General features: G+C 62.6%; 7 protein-coding genes. 2 read left to right on the top strand and 5 right to left on the bottom strand.

Annotation, left to right across the window (positions count from 1 at the left end; translation table 11 throughout):
• Positions 1 to 345: 345 nt before the first annotated feature.
• From C404_RS58610 to C404_RS58590, 5 genes are all read right to left on the bottom strand, one after another.
• Entirely contained in the window at positions 346 to 3,483 is a 3,138-nt protein-coding gene (locus C404_RS58610) for an efflux RND transporter permease subunit (RefSeq protein WP_021197857.1), read from the bottom strand.
• A gap of 62 nt (positions 3,484 to 3,545) precedes the next feature.
• The gene (locus C404_RS58605; protein WP_021197856.1) at positions 3,546 to 4,613 is read right to left on the bottom strand and encodes an efflux RND transporter periplasmic adaptor subunit; all 1,068 of its coding nucleotides are present in this window, start codon (positions 4,611 to 4,613) and stop codon (positions 3,546 to 3,548) included.
• The gene (locus tag C404_RS58600; protein ID WP_031330297.1) at positions 4,610 to 6,001 is read right to left on the bottom strand and encodes a TolC family protein; all 1,392 of its coding nucleotides are present in this window, start codon (positions 5,999 to 6,001) and stop codon (positions 4,610 to 4,612) included. The genes C404_RS58605 and C404_RS58600 overlap by 4 nt, the downstream gene beginning before the upstream one ends.
• 80 nt (positions 6,002 to 6,081) lie before the next feature.
• Positions 6,082 to 7,398 carry a sensor histidine kinase gene (locus C404_RS58595; protein ID WP_021197854.1) on the bottom strand — a complete coding sequence of 439 codons (1,317 nt, stop codon included), beginning with the start codon at positions 7,396 to 7,398 and terminating at the stop codon, positions 6,082 to 6,084.
• Complete coding sequence (locus C404_RS58590; protein ID WP_031330296.1) at positions 7,388 to 8,077, bottom strand: response regulator transcription factor; 690 nt, start codon at positions 8,075 to 8,077, stop codon at positions 7,388 to 7,390. Before C404_RS58590 ends, C404_RS58595 begins: the two co-directional genes overlap by 11 nt.
• A gap of 273 nt (positions 8,078 to 8,350) precedes the next feature.
• Between C404_RS58590 and C404_RS58585 the strand changes: the two genes are divergently transcribed.
• The gene (locus C404_RS58585; protein WP_021197852.1) at positions 8,351 to 10,024 is read left to right on the top strand and encodes a phage integrase family protein; all 1,674 of its coding nucleotides are present in this window, start codon (positions 8,351 to 8,353) and stop codon (positions 10,022 to 10,024) included.
• Positions 10,025 to 10,026: 2 nt separating this feature from the next.
• A complete protein-coding gene (locus C404_RS58580; RefSeq protein ID WP_031330295.1) occupies positions 10,027 to 13,011 on the top strand; it encodes a Tn3 family transposase in 2,985 nt (994 codons plus the stop codon).
• Positions 13,012 to 13,052 lie beyond the last annotated feature (41 nt).

Here is a 13,052-nt window from a genome sequence, read left to right as displayed (position 1 = left end):
GAGGGTTGGCCGGGATTCGCAAAAAATCCGCCACATCCCGCCTAAACGGCTGATTTATAAAGGAAATCTTGGCGCAGTGAGCCGATCATTGAGCCAGAACCAATGAACGAGTTCTTGGCCAGCATGCCGCCGAGGAATGCGTCCTGCCATGGGCAAGCCACGAGCACCACTACGCCCAATGAGCCCAGGAGCGCATTGAGGCGCGTGAGCTCATGACGCGCACGATTTCGCCGAGGCTACTGCTGGTTCGCCGCCTGACATGGCTGACTTCACCGCGCTGCCGGTGCTTGGCTACCGCCGACGCGCTCAAACTGTCAGGGATCTATTCGGTTGTGGCGGACTCATTCACGACTCGCCACCCATCACGATGCCCCCGGTAGCCCTGTCGGGCTCGGCAAGCATATTGCGCTCGAAGCGCCCGTAGCGCAGAGCGAGCGTCGGCAGCACGATCAGGTTGAGCGCGGTGGACGTGATCAGGCCACCCAGAATCACGATTGCCATGGGCCCCTCGATTTCGTTGCCCGCCGCACCGCTCGTCACGGCGAGGGGCAGCAAGGCCAGCGCGGTGACCAGCGCAGTCATCAGGATCGGCACCAGCCGTTCCGATGCTCCTCGCACTGCCGTATCGATGCTCCATGGCAGCCCGTCCACATGCACGAGGTGCTCATAGTGGCTGATCAGCATGATCGAATTGCGCAACGATATGCCGAAAAGCGTGACGAAGCCCACCATGCTGCCGATCGACAAGTTTCCGCCTGTGAGCACGACGCTGAGTACCCCACCCACGAGCGCGAACGGGAGGTTGACCATGACAAGCAGGACACCCCGGCGGCTTTTCAGCGCGAGAAAGAGCAGCAGCGTGATCCCGATTAGGGACATTGCGCCATAGGCAATGAGATCGCGCTGCGATTGCGCGCGCGCTTCGCTTTCGCCGCCGAATACGGCATATGTACCTGGAGGCATCTTGATTTCGTGGCTTACACGCGCCTGCGCCTCGCTCACGAAATCGCTGACCGCCCGGCTGCCAAGATTGATCGATACCGTCTGCATGCGCTGACCACCGTCGTGCGCGATCTGGTAGCGGCCAAACACCTGGCGAATCGTCGCGAGCTCACGCAATGGCACAGCGAGTCCATCTGCATTGCGCAGCATCAGCGTGCCGATGTCGCCGAGCTTCTGGCGTGCTGACGGGGCAAGCACCACTGTGACGTCGTAGCTGCGACTGCCCTGGTAGATCTGCGACACTGTGACGCCCGCATAGGCAGCCTGGATCGCGTCGAGCACTTCGACGGGCCTGAAGCCCCAGCGGCTCAATTGGTCGGGCTTGAGCTTGACGTCGAGCTCAGGGATACCGGGTGGTGAGGCTACCTGTACGCTTGCCACGCCGCGTAAGGTCCCGATCAGTCGCGCGATTTCCTGGGCCGTGCGGTCGATCACATCGAGGTTGTTGCCGAACACGTTGACGACCACCGGTGCGGTTGCCCCTGAGATGGTCTCGTCAATGCGTTCGACAAGAAACGTGTTGACCGAGGTGGTCAGCCCGGGAAAGCGCGCGAGCGCCTGCCGAACGCGATATAAGGCCCAGCCCTGGTCTGAAGCGCTCATCGGCTCAAGATCGATCTCGAATTCCGAGAGCTGGACGCCGGTCGGATCGACGACGTTATTGGCGCGGCCGGCACGCTGGGCCACGAGCCGCACGCCGGGCACCCGCATCAACGCCTTGGACACCTCCGTGCCGATGCGCATCGACTCCTCGAGCGACGTGCCCGGCGCGAGCCCCATGTGCACGATGTAATGTCCCTCGCGCAGTTGTGGGATGAAGTTGCCACTCATGAACGGTAGCGCAGCGAGGGCAGCCACACACATTAGCGCGACGATTACCATGACCGCCTTCATGCGCTGCTCGACTTTCATCAAGAGGGCCATATAGCGTGCCTTGAGCCTGGCAATCAAGCGCGGCTCGTGCGCCGGGAGCGGTCTGCGCGTGAGCAGTGCAAGCGCCATCGCAGGGGTGAGCGTGAGTGCGACGGCGAGCGAGGCCAATACCGCGAGAATGTAAGCAATCCCGAGCGGTGCAAAGAGCTTGCCGGCCACGCCCGAAAGCGTCAGCACCGGCAGGAAGATCAGCATCACGATGAAGGTGGCGAACACCACGGCGCTACGGACCTCCAGCGAGGCCCGCAACACCACGCGAAAGATCGGAAGCGGCTGCGGTAGCGCGCTGTTCTCACGCAATCGCCGGTAAATGTTCTCGACATCGATGATCGCGTCATCGACCACCTCGCCGAGTGCGATCGCAAGGCCCCCAAGCGTCATCGTATTCAGGCTCACGCCAAAAGAAGTCAGCACGATGATCGCGACGAGCAGCGAGAGTGGAATGGCGACGGCGGAAATTACCGCGGTGCGCACGTTGAGCAGGAACAGGAATAGCACCGCGATCACCAGAACGGCGCCGACGATGAGCGCTGTGCGCAGATGGCCGACCGACGCGTCGATGAAATTGGCGGGACGGAACACGCTTGCGTTCACGTCGACGCCTTGCTGGACCAGGATGGGGTTGAGCGCGTCCAGCGTCTTTTCGATGTTCTTCGTGACGGCTAGCGTGTTGGTTCCATATTGGCTTTCCAGCACCAACTGCACCCCGGCTTGCCCCATGATCGAGGCAGCCCCGACGGGGGGCGCACTGCCCCAAGTCACAGTTGCGACGTCGCCAAGGCGCACTGCTGCGCCATTGCTCCAGCGCAGCACCACGCCTGCGAGCTTTTGCGGTGTGGCAATCTGGCCGTCGGCGTTGACGGCGATGCGTTGATTACCGTTCTCAATGAACCCTGCGCCGCGCACACCGGTGGACTGGCGCGCTGCGGCTATGACGTCCTGGACCGACAGCCCGTAGCGCATCAGCTTGGCGGGATCCAACTGAACCTGCATTTGGCGCGCGTCGCCACCAAACACGATCACGTCAGCCACGCCGGGAACGCTCAGCAACTGCGGCCTGATGGTCCACTGCGCGATGTCATACAGGTCCATCAACGAGCGTGTCTTTGACGTGATGCCTATGATTCGCACGACACTGGTCGCCGTCGTAAGTGGCAGGAGTCTCGGAGGCGTGACACCCGTCGGCAGCGTTGCCGCGATCCCGTTGATACGCTCGGTGACGAGTTGCCGGACCTGCAAGACGTTCGTGTCACCGCTGAAGACGAGCGTGATCGCGGAAAGACCCTGCATCGATCTGGAGCGCATCGATTGCAAGCCGACCATGCCGCCCAGGGCATTTTCGAGCGGTTGCGTCACAAGCGTTTCGACTTGTTCGCTGGTCAGCCCCAGCGCTTCGGTCTGTACGATGCTCATCGGCGGCGCGAACTCGGGGAACACATCGAGCTTAGCGCGCGTGAGCGTATAAAGGCCGTAGCCGGCCACGACGATGGCCAGCGCGTAGATGACGCCGCGAAAGCGCAGCGAAAAGCGGATGATCGCGTTGAGCATGGTCAGGCTTGAGTTCGCGTGGGATGAGGCTGGGTGTGCATCAGGTGAAACTGGTGCTCCAATCACTCATCGCACTCGGGCGGATCCTTGCAGGCCGTGGCGATGCCCTGCGGCTTCAGTTCTTCGGAGAGCAGCAATTGGGCGCCTTGCGTTACCACAAGATCGCCGGCGTGAAATTCGGAGGTTACCTTGAAGCCTTGGTCGCCTTCTCCAGCCGGCGGCACGTAGCGGCGCGTGAACCGATCGGGTGCGGTGCGCACATAGGCCCACGTCTGACCGCCGTACCAGACCACCGCCTGCTCGGGAATCAGGAGCCCGGAATTCGCTTGGCTCGACGTTGGCACGTTGGCGCTTGTGCGCGTGCCCGCTGGCAGCGCTTGCTGTGCGACGTAGAACCAAGGGTTACCCTGTACGGCGGGATCGGCGAGCGGCGACGCGGAAAGCTTACGTGCCGAGACCGACTTGCTGTCGGGGGTCTCGATAGAAATCTGGGCGGGCGCCGCATCGTGGTAGCTGTCGGGCAGCGTGACGCGCAGCACTACTGCGCGACCCGACTGCAAATGCTGAAATAGATCGGACGCCGGCGTGATCGCCGCGTTCGTGAGGGCATCGCCAAATTGTTGGCGCATCGTGGCATCCAGGCCGCTTACCGTCGCATTGGCTGATTGGAGCTTCGCGTTATCCGTCTGCATGAGCGCTTGCGCGTCCTGCAGGCTCTTCTGCGAAATGTTGCGGTCGTCCTCGAACAAGGTGCGGGTGCGCGCATACTGCGCGCGCGAATTGGTGGCTTGCGCTGCAAACGTTCCGACGTCTGCTCGCGCGGCCGCCATCCGGTTGTGTAAGTCGAAGAGCGATTGCAGGTCGACGACGGTCGCATAGGCGCTGATACCGGGCTGGCCGGTGATGGCAGCGAGCGGTGTCACCATGATGTGGCTGGCGCGCTGCTCCTCGGGGCTGACGACGACGACCATTTCGCCGTTGACCGTCTGTACGCCCGGCTGGGCAGCCACCTGAGAGGCCGTAGTGGGTGTGGGGGCGCCCGAGCTTGCGACTGTCTGATAGATGTACCAGCCGGCTCCGCCGACCAAGGCCAGCGAGACGAAGGAAATAAGAATCAGTCGAAGTTTCATCGCTGTGTCTCTTGCTCGGTTGGGGTTGCATCCATCACCTCAGGGCTGAGGGGACGCTGCATGGCGTCCTCGAGCGCGCTGACGGCCTGCTGGGCGGCGACAACGGCGTCCAGATGGGCAATTTCACTTGTCTGATTGTCGGCCTGTGCCTGTGCGTATGTCAGACGGTCCGTGTTGCCGGCGGCAAAACTGGCGGCCTGGCTATCGAGCTGCTTTCGGGCGTCGGTCCGATGCACCTCGGACAAGCGCATCGCCTCGAGGCTGGAGCGGTAACGGGCAAGCGCGTGATCGAGGTCACCGAGAATGGTGTCCTGCAATGCAGCCGTTCGGGCAGCGGCCTCCTTACGCTTGGCCTCAGCCACCCGGATGCCACCCTGGTTCTGGTCGAAGATCGGCAAGGCGATGCCGGCGAGGCCAAATGCGATCTTGTTCGTCCCGGTGTCGTAGGTATAACCGAGGCCGAGGTGGATGTCCGGGTATTGCTTCGCCACTTCGAGCTGCAACGCGGACTCGGCAGCAGCGTAGTCGGCAAGCGATGCGAGCAGGTCGGTCCGGTGGAAGATTGCCTCGCGCCGGGCGTCGGCAGCCGGCGGCGCAGGCGGCGCTGTGCCGAATGCATCGAGATCGAACCGGATGCCATCAAGCGCAGCCACCGGCACGCCGATCGCTGCCGCAAGTTGCGCACGGGCGCCCTGTTCGGCGCTGCGGGATGCGGCCAGATCGCTTTGCGCTTGGGTATCGGCAAGTACCGCCGCATTGACGTCGGGGCGAGAGAACTGACCGACGGCCAGGCGCTTCCTACTCATTTCTGCCATCTCCCGATCGGCCTCTGCCTTACGCGACAGTAACGTGATGCGCGCGCGTGTGGCGTAGAGGGCGAGCAGCGCGTCGCGGACTTGCGAGCGGACCTTCCACGCTTCGTTCGCGATGTTCAAGCGCGCGGCTTCCGACAGGTGTGACGCCTGGTCGACGCGATAGCCCCGCTTGTGGGCGGTCTCGATCGGGATGTCAAGCGCGGGGCCAACCGTGTACGGCCTACCGGGGCCCGGGTTGGGCGTCGAGTACTGAAACGGCAACTGAAGGACCGGGTTCGGAATCTTGTCGGCGACCTCAATGCCAGCTTTGGCTGTGCTCCATTGGGCGCGTGCAATATCGAGCGCGGGGCTGTAGTGCCAGGCTGCCAGATCGAGCATCTCGCGGTTCCAGCGCGCCGGCGGCCACGGCTGAACGTCGTGCCCGAGCTCGCGGGCAAGGTACGCGCGCAGCTCTTCACTCGCTAGCGAGCGTTCCTGGAACTGGAGGGCAAGCTGGGCTGGCGCGAGCGGTTGTGCATGGTAGGTCGCACAACCGGCCAGCAGGGTGAAAACAATCGGCAACGCTCGACGCATTTGGGCATCCATTCGTCTTGCTGCCGCCTCGTTTGGCGGCTTAGGGCCCGGATGCTACGCCACCGCTTGTGAAATTTTCGTCAAGAACGAGCTGAATGCGTTCCAGGCCGCGCCGGTTCGGGGCTCGTCAGGGGTAGATGCACCGATACGCGTGTACCGCGGTCGGGCTCGCTGTGGAGCTCGATGACCCAGCCATACCGGTCGCAAATCTTTTTCACGATCGACAGGCCAATACCGAGGCCGCCTGTCGGCGTCTGTTGCAGGCCCGCTTGATAGAACCGATCGAACGCATGGGGCAGCGCCTGCGGGGCAATGCCTGCGCCCGTATCTTCGATCTGCAGCCAGCCGTTCTCATACGAGAAACGAATGTGCCCGTGCGCGGTATGGCGGACTGCATTGTCAATCAGGTTCGAGAGCACGATGGCAAGTGCGGAACGATTTGCCAGGACGTGCAGGCCGGGATCGACGTCGACCAGCGTGTCGACACCCTTCGCAGCCAGGCTGTCCCCGTAGGGCGCCAGCGCGGTCTCGATCATGTGTGCCATGTTTACCGGTTCCTGGCGCTCTGCCGATTCTTCCCTTGCCAGCGTCAGCAGCGCATCGACCGTCTCTCGCATGTTGTCGGCCGCCCGTTCGATCTGGTGCAGTCGCGCGCGTGATTTTTCGCCGATCGACGTGTCCTGTTCGAGCAGTTCGCAGCTGGTCTTGATGGTGGTGAGAGGCGTGCGCAGTTCATGGCTGACGTTGCCGGTGAACGCTTTCTCGCGTTCCACCATGTCGGCCGTGCGTTGATGGTACGCGTTGAACGCGTTGGCCAGCTCGGTGATTTCTTCTTCGTCGTATTTGCCGGGGTTGATCGACACTGATGCGCTACCAAGCCGGAGCACTTTGACCTGCTGCGCCAGCCCCGCCACCTGACGCACCAACAGGCCTGACAGGCCATACGCAAGCCAAATCGTCAGCAGCGCGAATACGCCGGTGCCAGCCATGAGTGCGTTGATGACTCGCTTGAATCGTTGCTCATAGGCGCCAAAGTCGTAGATCCGGTACAGCCGTGTTTTGCCAAGCGGGACAACAGCGACGTGGATCTCCTGGCCATCGACGATGATCTCATGCGTGCCAGCCCGAAGATATTTGGCCGAAGTGGGCAACACGACCGATGGGCGACCCGCGGTCGACACGTAACCGTTCATTCGCACATCGAATTGCGGCAGCAGAGCCGGATCGCTCTGGTACGACTGCAGCAGGTTCACGATGTCATCGTGGATCAGCGCAGCGATCAGCTTTTCCTCCTGCGCTTCGGCCAGCGCTTTCACGCCCAGCGCCTGAGCGGCCAGCAGGAGGATCGTCAGCGCCGAGAAGGCGAGCGCGACCTTGAAACGCAGGCTACGTCGCATCGGTATCCCCCGCAATCAGCCGGTAGCCGAGACCATGCACGGTCTCGATGAGATTCACTTCGCCGTGGGCGGTTAGAGCGCGGCGCAGCGTATAGACGTGTGCACGAAGCGTGTCGCTGTCGCCAAGCTCCTCGCCCCAGATCTGCGTTTCGAGTTCAACGCGACTGAAGACGCGGTTCGGGGATTGCATCAGGATGCGCAACAACTGCAGGCACTTGGGCGGTAGCTTGATGGGGCGGCCGCCCCGGTCGACGGATAGCATCATCAGATCAAGTCGCACATCCGCACAGCACAGGACCGTCCGCACAACCTGGCCCTTATAGCGCTTGATCAGCGCATCCAAGCGCGCGCCAACTTCCTTGAGCGAGAACGGCTTGACCAGGTAATCGTCGGCACCGTGCGTGAATCCGGTGAGTTTGTCGTCCAGCGTGTCTTTGGCGGTTAGCATCAGGACGGGTGTATCCCGATGCGCTTCCTCGCGCAGCTTGCGGCACAGCGTCAGACCGTCCATGCCCGGTAGCGCCAGGTCGAGCAGAATGGCGTCCCACGCTTGGGATAGCGCTAGTTGCAGGCCGGCAGGGCCACTCGACGCCGTATCGACCTCATAACCGGCGCTCTCCAGGTAATCATAGAGATTGGTCGCGATGGCGACGTCATCTTCAATAACGAGTACCCGCACAATGCGTTCTCCAAATGCGCAAGCAAAAGCGGATTGTGTCATTGCAGCCCGTCGCTCGCTGCCCAACCGGGCGACGACCAGCATTTCTCAAGACTTCGTGAGGCGGAAAGATAGAGGTTCACCTCCACACGGTTCATACTATATCGATAAGCGATCTTAGCGATATAGCTACATTTTCAGAACAAACTGTCATTTTGAAAAACGCGCCGCACCCAAGCGGAGGGCTCGCTGATATCGTCTTGCTTGCCCTCCGTTCAATGCGAGCCTGAATCGATGCGCGATTCCCCGACCTCCACAGCCATGCCAGATGCAGCCGCCTTGGCCGCTGTACGCGCCTGGTATGCCGGCGCGTCCTCGCGCGATGCCGTCGTGCGCTATTGCCCCGACGCGCTGGGGGACGGCCGATCGGCGCGCGGCGTGCTCGGACAAATCCGCCGACGCCTCGCGGAACTTGCCCGCCAGCGCCAACGAGACGATCTGGTCGCACTGTTCCTCTGCGATTCGGCGCAACGCACCCGCCATGCCAAATCGATCGCCCGCGCGCTGGAAACGCTTGCCGCACTGCCCATTCCAGAGCCCCAGGTGAGCGACGCCATCGACTTGTGGCTACCGGCCCGCGCGGTCGCTGCCCTGCGTGCTCACGGCATCGCCACGCTGGCCGACCTGACTGTCCGCATTCCGCGCCGTCGCCGCTGGTGGGCCACGATTGATGGTCTCGGCGTCAGAAGCGCACGGCACATCGAGGCATTCTTTGCCGAACACCCCAGGCTGACAGAGCGAGCACGTGCCTTGGTGGCGGCCACGCCACCGGAATGGATCGTGCCGTGGGAACACATCCGGCTGCCGCATGAGGTCGATGGCACGCGGGGTGTCTTCCGCGCGCCACGGGACATGTGCACGCTCGATGCAGGCAATGACTACGAAGCCATTGGCGCTTGGTTGGCCTTGCACGAATCGCCCGAGACCCTGCGTGCCTATCGCAAGGAGGCGGAACGCGTGCTGCTGTGGTCCATCGCCGAGCGCGGCAAGGCGCTGTCATCGTTGACGGCCGAAGATGCGACGGCCTACCGCGCGTTCCTGCGGCGGCCGGCACCGCATCAGCGCTGGGTAGCGCCAGCACGTCCGCGCACGTCTCCAGAATGGCGGCCCTTTACCGGAGGCCTGTCGGCGCGATCGATTGCCTATGCCCTGTCGGTTCTCGGCGCCATGTTTCGCTGGTTGATCCAGCAGCGGTATGTGCTGGCCAACCCGTTTGCTGGCCTCAAGGTGCGAGGTGGCCAGCGCGCCGCCGGCCTGGATGCGTCGCGCGCGTTTTCGGCGGGCGAGTGGGAGTTGGCCCGCGCGATTGCCGATGGACTCGAATGGTCCTATGGATGGACCGCCCCCGCAGCACAGCGTCTGCGGTTCCTGCTTGATTTTGGTTACGCGACCGGGCTGCGGGCAGGCGAGTTGGTGGGCGTGACGCTTGGCGGGATCGAAATCGGTGCGCGCGGCGAGCGATGGCTGCACCTGGTGGGTAAAGGCGCCAAACCGGGTAAGGTCGCGCTGCCGTCGCTGGCCCGCCATGCGCTGGACCAATACCTGATGCAACGCGGCTTGCCGGTGACACCCGCCCACTGGAAACCGGATACGCCGCTGCTTGCCAGCCTGGACGGGGCGGAGGCGATCACGCCCCCGCGCCTGCGCAGCGTGCTGCGCCGCTTCTTTGTGCTGGCGGCCGACACGATACAGACCGATCACCCAGCGCTGGCGAACAAGTTGTGCCGCGCCACGCCACACTGGATGCGCCACACCCACGCCACCCATGCGCTGGCGCAGGGGGCAACGTTGACCACGGTGCGCGACAACCTGCGACACGCCTCTATCACCACCACGTCGATTTATCTGCACGATGACGAGGTGCAACGCTCACGGCAGCTTGAGCAGGCCTTCGGGCGGCGACAGTGACCTTGCAGCCGATCCACGAGACCGCCTATCCGGTTCTGCCGGCGGAAATCAGCCCTGCTGAACTGAAGGCAGCGTTCTCGCCGACGACCACCGAGATCCGCTTCGTGCGCAAGCAATCCCGTCAGGTCTCCACGTCGGTCCTGATTCTCGTGCAGCTCAAGCTGCTGCAGCGCCTGGGGTATTTCCCGATGCTGATGGATGTGCCGCCGGCGGTGATCGAGCATGTCCGCGCCGCGTTAAAGGTCCGCGCGCTGCCACGTGGTGCGATCGCCCGCTACGACACGTCCGGTACCCGTTGGCGCCACCAGAAATTGTTGCGGACCTACGTGAACATCCGCCAAGTCGACACCGATGCGCAAACCTGGCTGGAAAAACTGGCATGGGACGCCGCGCCAACCAAGGTCGAGTTGCCTGACATTGTGAATGTCTTGATTGAGGAGTTGGTCAGGGAGCGGTATGAGCTACCGCCTCTGGCCAGCCTGCAACGCATCGCCACGCAGGCCCGCCATCGCCTCAACGAAGCCATCTACAGTGCCATCGCCGACGGACTTGATGCCGCGCTGATCGCCCGGATCGAGGCATTGTTCGAGGGCAAGGCTGGAAAGTCTGGCTGGGACCAGCTCAAGCGAGAACCCAAGCGGCCGGCCACGCGCGAGATCGCACGCTTTCTGCAACACATCCACACGCTGAGAAGGTTGGAGGACGGCTTGCCATCGGCGCCGGCGTTGCTATCCGTGGCCAAGCGCACGCAACTGATCACGGAGGCCCGCGCGCTCGATATCGCTGAACTGCGCGCGCTCAAGCCCGCCAAGCGGCACACCCTGGCGGTGTTGTTCATCCAGGCGCAGTTGCAAAAGGCGCTCGATGACGTGGCCGAGATTTTCATCAAGGTGATGCGCAAGTTCGAACCTACGGCCCAGGCCCGGTTGCAGAAGTACCAATTGGCCCACGCAAATGCCCTGGAAAAGCTGGTCGGCCAGTTCCGCGATGTGCTTGAGGTGCTGCAAGACGAAGGCGTTTCCGACATCCTGCGTCTCATCCGGGTGCGTGAAGTGCTTGGCGGCGATGGCGCCGAAGCGCTGGCCCGCTGCAACGAACACATCGCCTACGCTGGCAGCTTCGATCTACCGTTCATGCTGGCGCCATACCGCCAGCAGCGCTCCCTCTTGTTTCAGTGCGTGGAGGTACTGCCGCTGCGGTCCAGTTCCGAGGACCGGGCCGTGCTGGTGGCGCTCGCCTGGATGCAAGGCTTCCGCAACTCACATCGCGAGTACCTGCTGCTCACGGACAACGATCTGGCCAACGTGCCGCTTGGCTGGGTGGGCGACAAATGGGAGAGGGCGATTTTTCCGCACGGCCGCAACAGCCGCATGCTGCATCGGCGTTTCTTCGAGCTGTGCGTGTTCCACGAACTGCTACGCGGGCTGAATTCCGGCGACCTGTATGTCGAGGGTAGCGATCAGTTTGACGACTTCCGTGTGCATCAGGTCTCTCTGGCTGAATTCCAGCGAGACTTGCCTCGCTATTGCGAGATCGTGGGGCTGCCAGCGGATGGCAGAAGCTTTGTACAGGAACTGCGTGACAAGCTGAGCGCAGCACTGGACGAGGTCAATGCGAACTTCCCGGACAACGACAGCATCGAGTTCGGGGAGCAGGGGCTGATCATCCACAAGCCGGGCAAGGAGCCCGAGCCACCCAACAAGATGCTGATCGACCAGGCCATCACGGCGTCGATGCCACAGGTCAGCATCCTGGACGTGCTGACCGAGACCGAGCAATGGCTGAATCTGCACAAGCTGTTCGGACCACTGTCCGGGTTCGAGGCCAAGATCGACGATCCGCGCAAGCGTTTTATCAGCACGCTGTTCTGCTACGGCTGCAACCTGGGACCGAGCCAGACGGCACGCTCCGTTAAGGGGCTGAGCCGCAAGCAGCTCGCTTGGCTCAACCTGCGCCACGTCACAGAAGAGCGGCTGGACAAGGCCATCGTCAAGGTCATCAATGCCTACAACCAGTTTGCGCTACCGAAATTCTGGGGCAGCGGCAAACGCGCGTCGGCGGACGGCACGAAGTGGAATCTGTATGAGCAGAACCTGCTCTCGGAGTACCACATCCGGTATGGTGGATACGGCGGGATCGGCTACTACCACGTGTCCGACATGTACATCGCGCTGTTCAGCAACTTCATCCCGTGCGGGGTGCACGAGGCGGTGTACATCCTGGACGGGCTGATCCGCAACGGCTCGACGATCCAACCGGACACCATCCACGGCGACACACAAGCGCAGAGCGGGCCGGTGTTTGGGCTGTCTTACCTGCTGGGCATCAACCTGATGCCGCGCATGCGCAACATCAAGAACCTGATCCTGTTCAAGGCCGACCGGCGCCGGAAATACGCCCACATCGAACGCCTGTGCCGTCAGACCATCAATTGGGATCTGATCCAGCGCCATTATCCCGACATGATGCGGGTTGCAGTCTCCATCCAGGCCGGCAAGATGACGCCTTCTACCATCTTGCGCCGGCTTGGCTCGGAGAGCGTGAAGAACAAGCTCTACTTCGCGTTTCGGGAGCTGGGCCGCGTCATCCGGACGCTGTTCCTGCTGAAATATCTGAATGAGCCGGACCTGCGCCGCACCATTCACGCGGCCACGAACAAGAGCGAGCAGTTCAACGACTTCGCGCAGTGGCTCATGTTTGGCGGCGACGGCACGATTGCCGAAAACGTACGGCACGAGCAGCGCAAGGTGATCAAGTACAACCAACTGGTGGCCAACATGGTCATCCTGTACAACGTGCAGTGGATGTCGCGCAAGCTCAAGGAGTTGCAGGAGGCCGGGCATCCAGTTGATGCCGAGGTGCTCGGGGCGCTTTCGCCATATCGGCGGGAGCATATCAATCGGCTGGGGGATTACCTACTGGATTTGCAGCGGCGGGCGCTTCCGCTTGATCCGAGCATTGATTTCGCTTTCAAATCAGCAGCTTAGACGAGATGTGGCGGATTTTTTACGAATCCCGGCCAACCCTC

It is taken from the genome of Ralstonia sp. AU12-08, from assembly GCF_000442475.1.
GTDB lineage: Bacteria > Pseudomonadota > Gammaproteobacteria > Burkholderiales > Burkholderiaceae > Ralstonia > Ralstonia insidiosa.
This window is presented reverse-complemented; position numbering and strand designations above follow the sequence as displayed.